This window comes from Microcoleus sp. AT8-B5 (genome assembly GCF_036705565.1).
Classification (GTDB): Bacteria; Cyanobacteriota; Cyanobacteriia; order Cyanobacteriales; family Microcoleaceae; genus Microcoleus.
This window is the reverse complement of record NZ_JAUBUY010000082.1, coordinates 1-16,894: the sequence shown is the minus strand read 5'-3', so window position 1 is coordinate 16,894 and position 16,894 is coordinate 1. Positions and strand designations below refer to the sequence as shown.

Genomic DNA, 16,894 nt, shown 5'->3' with positions numbered 1-16,894 from the left:
GCTTCTAAGAAGGGTGAATTTATCTCAAAATATACTCACCACTGATGAACAGTGTTCAATAAGATGCGTTCCCCCTGGTTGTGCGAATTGATGTGCGGAAATTTACACCTTTGGTAGCGGTAGCCTGCGACATCGCACTCAGCGGGAGTGAAAGTAAATACCAGATTTAAGTGGTTTGTCAACTTGTCCGTGTCCCGCACTGGTTAAGGTGAGGCGTGAGGGCGCGAACACGCCTTCACCATGTGCCAATTGCGTAAGTTTTGAACTAATAATTAATGACTAATTACTAATGATTATCTTCCTCCGACGACGACATTTTTAATCCGCAAATGGGGGCCGCCGACACTTACCGGCAAGCCACTCTGGCCGCCTTTACCGCAACCGCCGTAGGCATAAACCGAGTCATTTCCTATCGACTCAATATCCTTTAAAGTCTGAAATACATTGCCGCTTAAAGTGACATCGCTCACGGGTTCGGCTAATTTGCCGTCGCGAATCATAAACCCTTGAGCCGCCGCAAAGGTAAACATTTCGCCGTTGGTTTGTCCTCCCAACATCCGCACTGCATAAACTCCTTCGTCAATGTCGGCAACCATTTCGTCAAAGGAATGTTCGCCAGACTCGATCGCAGTATTAGTCATCCGCACCAAAGGCATAAAAGTAGCACTCAGAGCCCTGGCATTTCCCGTCGGACTTTCGCCCATTTTGCCCGCAGTCTCGCGATTGTGCATCCGAGCGGCTAAAACTCCATTTTTAATTAAATGCTTGCACTGAGCGGGCACGCCTTCGTCGTCGTATTTCAAAGTTCCGGGTAATCCCGGCACAGTTGCGTCGTCAATTACATTCAATTGTTCGATCGCCACAGGCTTGCCCAAAGTCAACAATTCCTGCATTTTCGGGTTTTCGTAAATGCCGTCTGCTTCCGACAAATGCCCGAAAGCTTCGTGAATAAAAACCCCCGACAAATAAGGGTCTAAAATCACCGGATACTGACCACCTTTCACCGATTTTGCCTCTAATTGGCCTACAGCTCGAACGGCAGCACTCTTAACACGATCTTCAATATTTGTCAAGACATCGTAATCCGATCGCGAGTGAATCGACTCAAACCCTTGGCGGACGACACCGCCCTCGCCGCGGGCGATCGCTCCGAAACGTCCGGTCACGTCCAAGCGCTCTTGAGCGATGCAAGTCCCTTGAGAATTCACAAAATAAGTAATCCCAAATCTGTCGCTGTAACCTGCCATTGTCGTCTGAATTCGCGGGTCATGATCTAACAGCAACTGATTGTAAGATTCGAGCAATTTCCGCTTTTCGGCTAGAGTAATAGAGCGCGGATCGCGGCCCAATTCCACCGCTACATAATCTTGAATCGGGGTGACATCTGCTAGTAGAGTTTTTTCACTACCAACCAAACGAGATTGCACTACAGCTTCTTCAATGCGGTCTTTTAATTCATCTAAACCGTTAAAAGTTACAAAACTCCAGCCACCTTTGTGACAGGCGCGGATGCCGCCGGCGAGACTAAAACTGCGGTTGACAGCATCTAACTGAGGGCCGCGAAAACTAATCGCAGTTGACTCGCTTTGTTCGAGGCGAACTTCTAGATAATCTACGCGATTGCGGTAAGGTGCGATCGCTTCCATCAACTGTTCTTGCATCAAATTGCCCCTATGAATGATTAGCCGTAGCGCTGAAAAAAATTATTGCTAAACCTATTTTAGCTAATAACTCCCGTCTTTCGGGTGCGCGTTCCCCCACCGGTGTGGTGCGGGAGCATGGCGCGTCCTACCCCATCGAGGGCGAGTCAACCAATTTTAGATTTTAGATTTTAGATTTTAGATTGATCCGTCCTGAGTCTGCGAAAGAATGAATCCGGGGGCTTATGACCACATTACTTTCGGTCAGTCGATTTGAGATTTAAAACTTTTTCCATAGAATTGATGATGAGAGGCTTGGCGGCCCGCGTTCGACGGGCGTCCTCGAACACAACAAACTCGCGCCCGCTTGCGAAAAGCCCGGTATGCCGAAAATTTTGGATTTGCCTAGAGAAATCAAACTAAACTAAATCTATCTAAAGACGTAAAAAAATACCTTAACCCCCGGCAGATGGAATACTTTAAGGTTAAAAAATTCCAAATTTCACCGTATTTAGCAGCTATTTCGGCATCAATAGCAATTTTGGTCGGAGTTGGCATTTTAGATCGATCGGAACAGCGGCGGTTTTTTCACTACAACCGCGCTAGCACCCTCGATCGCCTCAGCACAGTCCGTTCTAAGCTGGAAGGCTCTTTGAATTCCCGCCTGTATTTGATGCGGGGTGTGGGGGCTTACCTTTCCAACAACCCAAACATCACCGAAGCCGAGTTTACAGCGACGGCGAGAATTCTGGTGGCACAGCAACCGGGCATTCGCGCCATAACTTTAGTTAAAGGCACGACGGTCGCTTACATTTATCCGCGGGAGGGAAATGAAGCGGCGATCGGAGTTGACTTGACGGCGCTACCCGAACAGCGGGAAATGGTCAAAGAGGTCATCCGAACCAGAAAAACTTTGCTAGCCGGGCCCGTGAAATTATTGGAGGGGGACGAGACTTTCATCAGCCGATCGCCGATTTTTCTCACACCCTCCGGTGTCGAGGCAGAAACAGGAGTTTACTGGGGCTTGACAGGCCTGATCATCGACAAAAATACCCTCATTGAGGAAGCAGGACTCAACGACTCCTCAGCGAAGCTGCAATACGCTCTGCGGGGCAAAGACGGTTCGGGAGCCTCCGGCCCTGTGTTTTTCGGTGACGGGTCAATTTTTGAGCAGAATCCCGTGCTGCTGGAAGTGACTTTGCCCAACGGTTCCTGGCAGTTGGCAGCAATTCCGGCGGGAGGATGGCCTGCGAATTCGCCGTTTCGGGGGTGGGTGATCTTTGGAGGCGACTTGCTGGCACTTTTGACTGGGGTGGCAGTTTTTAGCGGGGTGTACGGCCGTGCGAAACTGCGGGAGAGCGAAGTTAAGTACCGGCAATTAGTTGAGAATGCTAACAGCATGATTGTGCAGTTAGACAGTGAAGGTAATATTACTTTTTTTAACGAGTTTGCTGAAACTTTTTTCGGGTATTCAGAAGCAGAAATCATCGGCAAAAGTGCGATCGGCACAATTATACCGAAAACAGAGTTATTTGAAAGTGACCTCGCGACAAAGATTCGAGACTGTTTGGCACAGCCGCAAAAATACTTCCAAAACGAAAATGAAAACATCCGCAGAAATGGAGAAAGGGTGTGGATAGCGTGGACAAATAAACCTTTACTAGATGCGAAGGGAAATGTGGCAGGGCTGCTTTGTATCGGGACGGATATTAGCGATCGCAAACAAGCTGAAATCGCCCTGCAAGGTTCTGAAGCGGAACTTCGAGCTTTGTTCGCTGCCATGAACGATGTAATTTTCGAGATTGATATTGAGGGACGCTTGCTGAAAATTGCCCCGACAAATCCAGAATTATTGTACAAGCCACCGGCGGAATTTTCCGGGCAAAAAATCAGCGAATTATTCGAGCCAGAAATGGCAGATATTTTTCACGATAAAATTCGCACCGCCCTTGCTAGAAATCAAACCTGTACTTTTGAATATAACCTGGAACTTGCCAGCGTACAAACGTGGTTTGCCGCTACCATTTCGCCAATGAAAGAAAACACGGCTCTGTGGGTAGCCCGCAACATTACGGAGCGCAAGCAAGCTGAAAATTGGTTAACGGGTCAAAAACAAATTTTAGAAATGATTGCTAAGGGTGCTTCTCTGGGCGATACTTTAAATACTTTAGTTAAAATTATCGAGCAGCAATCTAGAGATGTCATCGGTTCGATATTGCTTCTAGCTCCAGACGGAAAACATTTGCTGCACGGAGCCGCGCCCAGTTTGCCCGACAGTTACAATGCTGCTATTCATGGCATAGCCATCGGGCCGGATGTCGGTTCCTGCGGCTCTGCTACCTTTAGCCGCCAACAGGTAATCGTTACAGATATTGCCAGGGATCCTTTGTGGGAAAATTATCGAGATTTAGCCTTGAGTTTTGGACTGAGAGCTTGCTTGTCTACTCCTATTTTCTCATCTCAGGGTCAAGTTTTGGGGACTTTTGGAATGTATTATTCCCAACCGCGCTACCCCAAAAACTTTGATCTGCAATTGATAGAAGCGTCGATTAATTTAGCAGGAATTGCGATCGAACGCAACCAGGCAGAAGAAAGTCTCAAACAGCTCAATCAAGAACTCGAAAATAGAGTGAAACAGAGAACTGCTCAATTGATGCAAACTGAAGAACGCTGGCAGTTAGCACTCAAAGGCAACAATGACGGCATTTGGGACTGGAACTTGCAAACCGGTGAACTTTTTGTTTCCGATCGCTTTAAGGAAATCACTGGTTACGAAGATAGTGACATTAGCGATTACAATAATACATGGAATACGAATTTACATCCCGATGATTTAGTGAGTTCTCAGCAACTTCTTCAAGAACACTTGGAGAGAAAAACGCCTCATTACATCACCGAATACCGCTTGTGGTGCTATAACCGCGCTTACAAATGGATATTGAGTCGGGGACAAGCTTTGTGGGACGCATCTGGAAAAGCAGTCCGCATGGTAGGTTCAATTACTGACATTACGGAACGCAAACAAGCAGAGGAAGCACTGCGGGAAAGCGAGGCAAAATTCCAAAAGCTGTCTGCTAATTTGCCGGGAATCATTTATCAATTTTTGTTGCGTGCAGATGGCTCTTCCTGTTTTCCTTACATAAGTGCTGGTTGCCGAGAACTTTTTGAGTTAGAACCAGAATATATTATTAAAAATGCGGCTGTGCTAACAGATTTGGTTCATCCCGACGATCGCGACAATTACGACGAATCTATTGCTATTTCTGCCCAAAATCTGCAACCTTGGCAGTGGGAAGGACGGCTGGTACTACCTTCAGGCAAAATTCGCTGGTTTCAGACAAATTCGCGTCCTGAAGCTAAGGAAAACGGCGATATTCTTTGGGACGGCATCACCGTTGATGTTACCGATCGCAAACAAGCTGAATTAGAATTGCAAGAAAGCCAGCAGTTTATTCAAAAAGTAGCCGAGGCTACTCCCGGTATTTTGTATCTATACGACTTGGAAGAACAGCGAAATATCTACACGAATACTTCACTGTTCGGGCTTTTGGGATATACCCTTGACGACATTACAGCGATGGATTCGTCACTCATGCCTCAGTTGATCTACCCCGAAGATTTGCCTAAAATTGTGGAACATCACGCGAGCTTTGCAGAAGTTGAAGATGGCGAAACTAGGGAAATTGAGTACCGGGTACAGGGAGCATACGGTCAATTGTTGTGGCTGCAAAGCCGGGATACTATTTTTAGTAGGAATGCGGAGGGTCAGGCTAAGGTAATAATTGGAGTTTCCCAGGATATTACGACTCGCAAGCAAGCAGAGGAAGCACTGCGGCAAAGCGAGGAACGAGAAAGAGAAAAAGCCAGAGATTTAGAGTCAGCGCTGCGGTCATTGCGCTCTACTCAAACTCAACTCATTCAAACAGAAAAAATGTCTTCTTTGGGGCAATTAGTGGCTGGGATCGCTCACGAAATTAATAATCCCGTTAATTTCATTCACGCTAACATTGATTATCTCAACCAGTATACTACACAGTTGCTGGATCTTGTTACTCTTTACGAACAGGAGTATCCCGCTCCTAATTCAAAAATTGTCGATCGCATTGAAGAGATTGATTTGGATTTCATGGCTGAGGATTTAAGAAAAGTTATGGGTTCGATGCAGGTAGGAAGCGAGCGCATCCGGCAAATTGTATTGTCCCTCAGAAATTTTTCGCGACTGGACGAATCGGCAATGAAGCCGGTGGATATTCACGAGGGAATTGAGAGCACTTTGTTAATTTTGCAGCACCGCTTGAAGAGTCGGGACAGCCGCCCGGAAATTGAAGTAATTAAGGAGTTCGGGAAACTGCCGCTGGTGGAGTGCTATGCCAGCCAACTGAATCAGGTGTTTATGAATATTATTGCTAATGCAATTGATGCTATTGAAGAGCGATATCACCAGTTATCGGTTCCACAATCAGAGACAAAGAGTGGCCGCATTACTATTTCCACTGGTGTAACCCCCCAGAACACTGTGAGGGTAGAAATTTCGGACAACGGTACGGGTATTCCCGATGGGATAGTCGATCGCATTTTTAACCCGTTTTTTACTACGAAAGCTGTGGGGAAAGGTACGGGGTTGGGAATGTCTATCGCGCACTCGATTGTGGTGGAAAAGCACAAGGGTAAGATTGAGTGCATTTCTTCCATAGGATGCGGAACAACTTTTCAGATTGAGATTCCGATCGACAAAGTGTATAAATAGTAGGGCGTCAGTCGATTTTAGATTTTAGATTTTAGATTTTAGATTTGAGATTGACTCCGCAGTGGTAGGGTGCGTCAGTCGATTTTAGATTTTAGATTTGAGATTGACTCCGCAGTGGTAGGATTCGTCAGCAGAGCCTGATTTTCAGGCGCGCAGCCAGGGGCCATAAGCTGACTCACCCTACAATTTAAAGACTAAAATAGACGGAAGCTGCTAACGAAGCGGTGCTGCATCAAACCTTTAATTGTATAAAAATTGACATGATGGGATTAATCCTGGAAGCCCTGCAAGCAATGGGACACAATGTCCGCTGGATGTCTTGGAATTTGTTTTTGGGTTTAGTGCCGCTGGGCCTGAGTTTTTGGCTGTTCCGCAAACCTCGATCGCGCTGGCTGCTGTGGGGTACGGGCTTTCTCCTAGGCGCTACTTTTTTGTCCAGTACGCGCCCTGTTTTTGCGTATCTGAGGCACATAGTGCAAGATGTGGGCAAAACTTACGTTTTGGGGGCGATCGCGATTACACTGGCACTGATGGCTGTAGACATCTGGGTACTGCGGCAGCGCGGAGTTCGCTCTCTCCGGTGGTGGGGCGGTTTTTTCTGGTTTATCGCATTTTTACCCAATGCGCCCTACGTTTTAACTGATATCATTCACCTGATCCGCCAGATTAAAGAGGGGAACTCGGTGTGGACTGTGACTCTGGCTTTGATTCCCCAATATCTCGCGTTTATGCTGGCCGGGTTTGGAGCTTACGTGCTGTCGGTGATGAATTTGGGTTACTATTTGAAGCAACAGGGTTTGAGTAGATTTATCCTGGTAACGGAGATAACTATACACGCACTTTCGGCGATCGGCATCTATTTAGGGCGATTTATCCGCTTCAACACTTGGGACATTCTGACTAACCCCGATGCGCTGGTTAACAGTGTAATGAACGATTTGATAGGCAAGCGTCCGGTTTTAGTAATGGCTGTCACTTTTGTAGTAATTGCTGTTTTGTATTGGCTAATGAAACAAGTAATTTTAGGGATTAGCCAGCGATTTTACCCCAGTAAATTGCAGTCGGACTTGGCCGGCGATAGCGCAACTTCTTCCAGCTAGAGAGATTTGAGATTTGAGATTAAAGAATTGATTTAACAGATGAATATAAGAGCTTGAACAAAGCTCCCAAATTTTGGGTCTCCACCAGTTAACTCGGAAAACCAGTTTCCGTCTTTGGGTGAGACAAAATTTTTCGCGAAACTCCGACATAAATTACTGCTGCCGTTTGTCACAATACTTGATATGTTAGAACAGTCAAAGTAGTTTTGTAAACAGCAAAGATGAATCGATTTGACCGTCAGTTGTGGCAGAGATTTATTGCGATAGCTCAACCTTACTTTTATCCTTTAGAGCCTGGGAGTGGCAGAATCTTTTTAGGATTAGTGATGCTGTTGTTGATATTTCTCTTCGCTGCGATGTTTGTACTCGTCAGCGCTGTATGTTTGGGTACTCAAGTCTTATTTCCCGAATTTGTCAATAGTATTGCAGCCGGCTTAGTTACTTTGTTGAAAGGAATTATTAATTCGCCCGCAATTGCGATCGTGGCTTTAATGTTAATTCTTCCTTTCAGCGCTTTTGTCTGGTTCAAAGACAGATTGACACCGCACTGGCAGCCCTGGGCTTTATTGACTTTGCTGCTGTTTTTGTCGCTGTCAGTCAGTGGTATGAATGTAATAATTAGTTACGTCGGTAACTTTTTTAACACAGCACTAGCTAAGAAAGACCAGCTCAATTACTGGAAGTATCTGTTTGTGTATGCAGGGGTTTTTATAGTCGGCACTCCCATTGTGGTAATTTACCGGTATACCGAAGATAAATTGGGTATCTACTGGCGGGAGTGGATGACTAATAAGTTCCTCGATAAGTATTTTCAGAATCGGGCTTATTACGAAATAAATTTACACAAGGAAATCGACAATCCAGACCAGCGAATTTCCGAAGATGTCCGCTCTTTTACCCGGACAAGTTTGTCATTTATGCTGCTCATCCTTGGTTCAATAGTTAATATTATATCTTTTACTGGTATCCTGTGGTCTATCTCAAAACAACTTTCGATTTTTCTGATTATCTATGCTATTGTGGGCACGACAGCTACTCTAGTTTTTGGTCAAAGATTAGTACCTCTGAATTTCGAGCAACTTAAAAAAGAAGCAAATTTTCGCTACGGACTGGTTCACATTCGCGACAACGCCGAATCTATTGCTTTTTATGGAGGCGAGGAGCAAGAATCATTTCAAATAAAGCAGCGATTTGTGGAAGTATTCCGCAATTTTAATTTGCTAATTGGTTGGCAGCGAAACTTGGATTATTTCACAACTGGATACGGATATGCTGTTGTGATTATTCCGGCTTTGTTTCTAGCTCCAACTTATTTTGCAGATCAAAATGGTACAATCGAGTTTGGAGATATCACTCAAGCTGGTTTTGCTTTCACTCAGGTTTTGCGCGCTTTTTCTGTGATTGTAACTCAGATTGAGCCGCTGAGTTCTTTTGCAGCTAGTATCAATCGTTTGACTGTATTTACAGATACTCTGGAAGCGAAACAAGCGGTATCTCGTCCTGGAGGAACTGCTATAGATGTAGTAGTAGATTCTCAGTTGACACTGGAGCACGTTACTTTAGATACTCCGCAGCATCAAAAGACTTTAATTAGGGATTTGTCGGTAGCAGTGCAGCCCGGTGAAGGACTGTTAATTGTCGGACAAAGCGGTGCTGGGAAGAGTTCTTTGCTGCGGGCAATTGCGGGTTTGTGGGACGCGGGAACGGGGCGTTTAGCGCGACCGGAATTGGGGGAAATGCTGTTTTTGCCGCAGCGTCCTTATATGATTTTGGGTAGTTTGCGATCGCAACTTTTGTATCCCCATACCAGCAGCGAGGTTGATGAGGAAAAATTGCGCCGCGTTTTGGCATCAGTAAACTTAGCAGATTTGCCGGACAGATTGGGCGGTTTTGATGCGAATTTAGATTGGGGTGAGATTTTGTCGCTGGGAGAACAGCAACGTTTAGCTTTTGCTAGATTGTTATTGACGGAACCCAGATACGCTATTGTGGATGAGGCGACAAGTGCTTTGGATTTGAAGAACGAGCAATATTTATACGAGCAGTTGCAAGCCACTAAAACTACGTTTGTGAGTGTGGGCCACCGATTGAGTTTAGTGAAATATCACCAGCAGGTTTTGGAACTTATGGGCGATGGGAGTTGGCGGCTGCTTTCTGCCCGAGAATACCGCGCTAGTGCGACAATTTTTGGCTGATATAGGGCTGCTTTCAAAAATTGTAAATTGACCCGGTTTTTGGTTCGCGGTGGGTGGAGGCGCGGTTGGAGATTTATCGTTTGGTTCTACAGATTAATCGCCGCGCCTCCACCCACCCTACAATAGGTTCTACTAAAGTTGCATTCTTTGTTTAAATTCACATCTTGCACCATTGTCAAGAACAGGCTTTCCAGCCTGTTTCACAATAAAATTTATCTCTTGTGGAACAGGCCGGAAAGCCTGTTCCTAAGCAAGTAATTGAGAATGGTGCAAGATATCAGTTTAAACTGGTATCACAATGGATAATTGGGTATAAATATCTAAATCTGTCTAAACAACTAAAAGCAAGCTGAACGTTGACTGATTCGATTCAATTGCTCGCCCGCGAGAACTCACACAATATAATAGAAGATAGATTTTTAGTATAGACGAGATTCCTACCTTGACTACTCCGATTCCTCAAAACTTTGTGCAAACGATCGCCAAACAACGCGGTGTCACAGATGCCGAGTTAGAAACTGTGTTTATGGCTCTCGACGGTCAATCTACGGCGACGATCGCAACCAAGCTTGGCATTAGCGACATCGCCGTTCGCAAAAGACTAGGCGAAGTTTACAAAAAGTTTCAGATTGGGGGGAACGGCCCTGGAAAGCTTTCGGAATTGAGGCATCAGTTGCTGTTTTCATACCACACCGATCGGGGAACGAGCGATTTTAGTGGAGGTAAAGGTTCTCTATTGAAGATGGCGATTGGACACCGACAGGAAGATTGGGGCCAAGCACCGGATGTTTCGGTTTTTTACGGACGGACTGAAGAATTAACTACTTTAAAGCAGTGGACTGTATCAGATAATTGTCGCCTGGTAGCGCTGCTTGGTTTGGCTGGTAGCGGCAAAACAACTCTGTCGGTGCAGTTGGCCTCACAGGTACAGAATGAGTTTGATTTTGTGATTTGGCGATCGCTGCGATCGACACCCGAACCATCCGACTTCCTAGGAAGCTTAATTCAACTTTTTTCTAACCAACAAAAACCCGATGTGCAGCTAGACCTCAACAGCAAAATTTCGCGCTTGGTCGAATATCTGCGAAAACACCGCTGTCTGGTAATTTTAGACGATTTTGAAGCGGTTCTCAAACCCGAAGAATTAGCGGGACACTATCGCGAAGGCTGCGAAGGATATCGAGATTTAATTGTGCGGCTCGGTGAGGTCAATCACAATAGCTGTTTACTGCTAGTTAGTTCGGAAGAGCCTACGGAACTGGCTTTGCTAGCGGGAGAAAAAGTGCGGTCTTTAAAACCTGCTATTTCCTCGGAAATAGCGCGGGAGATTTTCCAAGAAAAAGGTTTGTCGCCTCAAGATCGAGAGTTGGAAATCTTGTTATCGCGGTACGGAGGCAATCTGTTAGCCTTAAAGATTGTAGCCACAACAATTAACGAGTTTTTCGAGGGAAATATTTTAAAGCTTTTGGAAGCAACGGCGTTATTTATTGAAGAACATATCAGCAATTTGCTGGCACAGCAGTTCGATCGAATGTCGAGTTCAGAACAAGAGATTGCCTACTGGATTGCTATTGCTCAAATCCCGATTTCCCTGGCGACTTTGCGAGAGCAGATGTTGGTCAATTCATCGCTTTCGGATTTGCTAAAAAATCTCGATTCTCTAGGTCGTCGCTCGCTGATTGACAAAATTAGTGAGGGCGGGGAAACTGTTTTTATGCTTCAGCCTTTGATCGTGCAATATGTGACGGATAGATTAGTCGATCAGATTCGAGCGGAGGTTTTGGAGACGGTTAAGACCCAAGGAATAGAAAGAATGCGGCTGTTGAAAACTCACAAATTGAGCATCAACATTGCTAAACGGAAAGGGGATAAAGGCGAACCAAGTCGCTCTATTTTAGCATTAGTAAAAAATCGGTTGCAAGTGTTGTTTGTGAAGACGACAGGCTTTGAAGAACCGCTAAATATCTTGAAAAAAGTAGCCTCTGATCTCGATGATAAATCGATTCTTGAGGTGGGATATGCTAGGGAGAATCTGGCGCAGATTATTTCTGAAATTCAGCGCTAAGAAAAAAGCGATCGCCCTTTGACAAAAGCGATCGCCCAATTTTCAACAAAAACAGAGTTCGAGAAAATTATTTGACAATGCCAAAAACCGATGCAGATTCAGCCCCTGTAATTTTGTCCAAAGCAGGCGATTTTTGAGCTTGGGCAATTTTGGGAACCAAAAGTTGATTCGCATAAATCCGAGGATTTTGTTGAGCAATTTGGATGTAAGATTGGCGGACTTCTGCGTTGACTGCGACAGTCTTGGCATCGTAGACTTGCATCGCCATGTTGGGATAAAAACCAATGCCGACAATCGGTATCAAAAAGCAAAATGCGATCGCCACTTCCCGAGGTTTAGCATCAATAAACGGTGCATCACCCGGCAAAACGCAACTATTACCGAAACAAACCGCTTCATCCAGATTGTTTCTTTGATTCTGCAGATTTAGATCCTCAAGGTCGCAAGCCGCTAGTGTCCCACAGTTGTAAAATAACTGTCGCAGCATCGAGAGCAAATAAATCGGCGTCAAAATCAGTCCTACTGCCGCCAGGAACACTGTCACCGCGCGGAAAGAACCGCTGTACATATCGCTAGTTGCGACGCCCACAAACACGGACAATTCGCTAGCAAAACCGCTCATTCCGGGGAGTGCCAAAGATGCCATCGCGCCTGCGGTAAACAAGGCAAACACTTTCGGCATGACTTTCCCAATCTCGCCCATCTCGTCCATGATCATTGTATGGGTGCGATCGTAAGTAACGCCAGCCAGGAAAAACAATACTGAGGCGATTAAACCGTGGGAAATCATTTGCAACAGCGCCCCGTTGATTCCCAAATCCGTGAAGGAAGCAATACCCAACAACACGAATCCCATGTGAGAAATCGACGAATTCGCTAAGCGGCGCTTCATGTTCGATTGGCCGAAGGAATTCAGCGCGCCGTAGATAATATTGACCACGCCGAGCACCGCCATAATCGGTGCAAAGTAAACGTGTGCTTGGGGAAGAAGTTCCAAATTCAGGCGAATCAGTCCGTATCCGCCCATTTTCAGCAATACGCCGGCCAGAATCATCGACACGGGAGAAGATGCTTCGCCGTGGGCATCAGGTAGCCAAGTGTGGAAGGGGAAAATCGCCAGTTTCACACCGAAGGCAATCAGCAATCCCGCATAAAGGAATAATTCTAAACCCAGTGGGTAGTCCTTCAAGCCTAGTTCTACCATGTCGAAGGTGGGAGTGCCTCCGCCGTAGAATGCCATTGCCAAGGCAGCTATCAAAATAAAGATGGAAGCGCCTGCGGTGTAAATCAAGAATTTGGTAGCTGCATAGCGACGGTTTTGTCCGCCCCAAATCGAGATTAACAGGTACACCGGAATTAGTTCTAGTTCCCAGACAATGAACAGCAGCATGATGTCTTGGGCGACGAAAACTCCTATTTGTGCGGAGTACATCACCAGCATCAGGAAGTAGAATAGTCGTGGCTTGCGATCGACTTCCCAGGCTGCAAAGATTGATAGCGTCGTCACCAATCCCGCCAACAGTACCAACGGCACTGACAGTCCGTCAACGGAAACAGACCAGTTGAGACCTAAAGAAGGTATCCAGGAATATTGCTCTACGATTTGGAAAGTAGAGATGCTTGGATCGTAATGAGTCCAAAACACCCAGCACATTAATACAAAATCTGCAATACCTACGCCTAGGGCATACCAGCGAATGGTTTTGCCGTCTGTATCGGGCAGAAAAGGGATGGCGAGGGAAGCTAGGAGGGGTAGGATGACAATTGCGGTCAGCCAAGGAAATTGATCCGCTATCATATTGAGAATAAATACTTAGTTGGAAGTTACCAAAATTATAATACTAAATTTAATTAAAACTTAAGATTTATTCATAAATATTTTTTATATCCCGATAAACGCGGACAAAAATATCACGAATTGCTACACACGTCAAGGGTTATTCGATTTTTGATTTTCGATTCAGGACTTACGAACAACAAAATATAGCGTTTTGTAGGCGCAATCTGCCTGTGGTGGCGCCTATTCTGGTAGAGGGTTGGTTAAAAGTGGAGTTTTTCATAGGGCGGAGTTGCTCTGACGGATAGTTCTGGTAGTTTCTCGATGGGATGGGGCGGGTTTATCTGATTTGTCGGTGGGTGTCATATATTTCGGTGAACCCGCCCCTTGCAAGCTCCAAGTAACGCCTGAGCATTCCATCAAAATTGATGCAACCCTTCAGGCATTCGCTAATGCTTGTGAATACGTGAATCAAACTGTGCCACCAACCCTGACAAATGAATTGGCGATGCAATCAGCAGGTATAAGCTGTTGTGCATTTAAATTGTATGTTGAGGGCGGGCAAGATGCCCACCCCACAAAAGTGAAAATTTATCTTACCCTGCAATTTAAATGCGGATTAGCTTATCACAATGTCAGAGAGATGTTTGGACTTTCGGCGCAGTTGGCAATCCATGCTATTAGACGGGTTTCTGGTAACAGAAAAACAGCTAAAAAAGATGGGAAGCCTGTTAACAACTTTGCTCCTACTAGCGTCACTTACGATACCCGTATCTTTTCTTTTAGGGAAAAAGATTGGACAGTAAGTTTGACTACTACTGGTGGTAGGGAACGGTTTGTACTGGCTATCGGAAACTACCAACTTGGATTGCTGAAAGGTCAAAACCCCAAGACTGCTACTTTGTGCAAACGCAAAATGGCAGTTACTATCTTAATATTCAGCTTGAATCTCAGCCAGCCGAGCCTCCACCCAGAAATCAAGTTTTGGGTTGTGACTTGGGTAGGACTGATATTGCAGTTACTTCTGATGGAGATACATTTAGCGGTAAACAAATTACCAAAGTTAGAAATCATTATGCCAAGTTGAGAGCAAATATCCAGCGAAAAGCCACGAAAGGCACGCGCAGCACTCGGCGTAGATGTCGAGAATTGTTGAAACGGTTGTCGGGCAAGGAAAAGCGCTTTCAGACTTTGGTAAATCACACTATCAGTCACCGTATCGTAACCAAGGCTAAGAACAAAAATCAAGTTATCGCTTTGGAAGATTTGACGGGAATTAGGGAACGCACAAATCAGCAGCCACGCTCGCAGAAAGAGCGGAGACTTAGTAATAGCTGGGCGTTCTTTCAGTTGCGTCAATTCCTCATCTACAAAGCTATAAAGCATAGCGTAAAGATTCTGTTTGTTGAGCCTAGATACACCAGCAAAATGTGCCACAAGTGCAATCACATTCATCCTGTAAAGGGTGAGTCTTATAGGAATGGCAAAAAGTTCGCTTGTGGTCATTGTGGATGGAAAGGTGATGCCGACTTAAACGGCAGTAAGAATATTGCTGCTATTGAGGCTTTCGTAAATAAGCCCTTATGTTCGAGATTGTTTTGCAAGGTGCAAGATAATTTCAGGGCTATTGAAAGCCCACACTGTAGCTGTACTCAGGTCCGTGCTGGGTAATTTACAGCACCATCTGATTGAGATTACTGCGAGGATTAAAAGTGCGATTTGCTTTGATTTTTTCATAGCATTCGCGTTCTACACTGCTAATTTCTTTCGGTGGCACGATCGCAATTTTGACCAACAAATCAGTCCGCTCGTTTTTCTTCGGTTTCGGCCATCCCTTGCCCCGCAACCGCAAAGACTGACCCGAACGAATCCCGGCTGGAAATTTCACAGTGATCATACCTTCAGGCGCCGGCACTTCAATTGAAGATCCCAACACCGCTTCGTCGGGAGTTATCGGCACTTCGCAGACCAAATTCTCTCCCTCAAACTGGAAGAAAGCGTGAGGCAAAACTTCTAATTTTAGGTACAAATCTCCCTGTTGCTTCGTGTACGGGTCAACTTGACCTTTGCCTTTTATCCGAATTTTGCTGCCGGTTTTCACTCCTGCTGGAATCGAAACTTCCCCCGTGGCGACTCGCTTAGAAGTTCCCCGAAATGCTTCCCCCAAAGTCAGGGAAATGGCGACCTCGGTGTCGAGAGAGCTTCCTGCGGTGCGATTTTCGTACCCCGCGAAATCTTCAAATCCGCCAAAACCTGTGGGCCCGCCGCTGGTGCTGCGGTAGTTGCTGTAATTCCACTTGGCGTTGCGGGCACTACCAGGACTACTACCTGCGCGACCTAACAAGGCATTGATAAATTCGTCAAAACTGCCGTACTCGCTGAAGTCAACCCCGCCAAAGTCTACATTCGTACTGCCCCCGCCCGGCCATCCGCCTGGAGTTGTGGCAGCTTGCTTCCAGTATTGACCGTATTGGTCGTATTTTTTGCGTTTTTCAGGGTCTGAGAGCACTTCGTAAGCTTCGTTTACTTCTTTAAAACGAGCTTCTGCTTCTTTGTTGCCGGGGTTCATGTCCGGGTGATATTTGCGGGCTAGTTTGCGGAAAGTTTTTTTAATTTCGTCAGAACTGGCAGTTTTGTTGAGTCCCAAAATAGCGTAATAGTCTTTAAAATCTGTTGCAGCCATTAAGCAATCCCCTCTTTATTAGTTGTTATTTGTTAGTTGTTAGTTGTTAGAAAGAATAAATCCCAAATTAGCCGCAGGATGGCGCATTAGTATAATGCCAGTAGCAGAAGTGCCTGCGGCATCTCATTCAAATTATAGGTTATCAAAGGTTTGGACTCGATCGAGTTCGGTTGTTGCTTGGCGTTCGATCGCAATTTCCGCACTCCCCTGCTGTTTAAGATTTTATAGCATTCGCCTCTCTCGTGCACAAGGGAGCCAGAGCAGCAGCCTCTAGAAATGCTTTTGGCATTCGACAGTAAAAACAATGCTTTCATCAATTAAGAACGTCCTTACCCTATCGGCCGTTGCTATACCTGTGAGCTTGGAGACTGTGAAACTCCTGTGGCGAAAACTTTTGGGGAGTTATGAGGCTTAGGGCTTTCGGGAGGCGGCAGCCCGATTGAGGTGAGGGGGGAAAGCTGCTGCTGTTGCGGGTGCGAGCCCAGGAGGGTTGACTTGCGCGGACGATCGATCTTTTTTTGGTCTTTTTTTCCGGGGCGCTGTGCGATGGCTACGCCCCGCCTTACGCCTACAAACTTTTCGATCGAAGCTCGATCGCCCACTCCAAATCTTAGGATCGCGAATTAAATAACTTACAATTTTAATTGTTATTGTGGGATGGGCGTCCCGCCCGTCCAAAAAGGACGG

At 45.8% G+C, this 16,894-nt stretch carries 8 protein-coding genes and 1 pseudogene; 5 read left to right on the top strand and 4 right to left on the bottom strand.

Going from position 1 to position 16,894, the window contains the following annotated elements; genetic code table 11:
- Window positions 1-293 precede the first annotated feature (293 nt).
- On the bottom strand, window positions 294-1,661 hold the full coding sequence (locus QUB39_RS29265; RefSeq protein ID WP_333057730.1) for a TldD/PmbA family protein: 1,368 nt from the start codon (window positions 1,659-1,661) through the stop codon (window positions 294-296).
- 448 nt (window positions 1,662-2,109) lie between these two features.
- Between QUB39_RS29265 and QUB39_RS29260 the strand changes: the two genes are divergently transcribed.
- The 4 genes from QUB39_RS29260 to QUB39_RS29245 all read left to right on the top strand — a co-directional run bounded on the left by QUB39_RS29260 (window position 2,110) and on the right by QUB39_RS29245 (window position 11,747).
- Entirely contained in the window at window positions 2,110-6,387 is a 4,278-nt protein-coding gene (locus tag QUB39_RS29260) for a PAS domain S-box protein (RefSeq protein ID WP_333057732.1), read from the top strand.
- A gap of 260 nt (window positions 6,388-6,647) precedes the next feature.
- The gene (locus QUB39_RS29255; protein ID WP_333057733.1) at window positions 6,648-7,487 is read left to right on the top strand and encodes a DUF1361 domain-containing protein; all 840 of its coding nucleotides are present in this window, start codon (window positions 6,648-6,650) and stop codon (window positions 7,485-7,487) included.
- Window positions 7,488-7,708: 221 nt separating this feature from the next.
- A complete protein-coding gene (locus QUB39_RS29250) occupies window positions 7,709-9,682 on the top strand; it encodes an ABC transporter ATP-binding protein/permease (RefSeq protein WP_333057734.1) in 1,974 nt (657 codons plus the stop codon).
- Between the two features lie 442 nt (window positions 9,683-10,124).
- Window positions 10,125-11,747, top strand: coding sequence for an NB-ARC domain-containing protein (locus QUB39_RS29245; protein ID WP_333212682.1), 1,623 nt, complete (start codon window positions 10,125-10,127; stop codon window positions 11,745-11,747).
- Window positions 11,748-11,814: 67 nt separating this feature from the next.
- Here the strand turns inward: QUB39_RS29245 and QUB39_RS29240 are convergent, their stop codons facing one another.
- Window positions 11,815-13,545 carry an NAD(P)H-quinone oxidoreductase subunit 4 gene (locus QUB39_RS29240; protein ID WP_333057736.1) on the bottom strand — a complete coding sequence of 577 codons (1,731 nt, stop codon included), beginning with the start codon at window positions 13,543-13,545 and terminating at the stop codon, window positions 11,815-11,817.
- An 882-nt stretch (window positions 13,546-14,427) separates the two neighbouring features.
- Between QUB39_RS29240 and QUB39_RS30710 the strand changes: the two genes are divergently transcribed.
- On the top strand, window positions 14,428-15,195 hold the full coding sequence (locus QUB39_RS30710) for an RNA-guided endonuclease InsQ/TnpB family protein (RefSeq protein ID WP_445243077.1): 768 nt from the start codon (window positions 14,428-14,430) through the stop codon (window positions 15,193-15,195).
- Between the two features lies 1 nt (window position 15,196).
- On the opposite strand, the gene QUB39_RS29230 is transcribed toward QUB39_RS30710, so the two are convergent.
- The gene (locus tag QUB39_RS29230; RefSeq protein ID WP_333057740.1) at window positions 15,197-16,207 is read right to left on the bottom strand and encodes a J domain-containing protein; all 1,011 of its coding nucleotides are present in this window, start codon (window positions 16,205-16,207) and stop codon (window positions 15,197-15,199) included.
- 411 nt (window positions 16,208-16,618) lie between these two features.
- A pseudogene (locus QUB39_RS29225) lies at window positions 16,619-16,894 on the bottom strand (hypothetical protein); the annotation flags it as partial.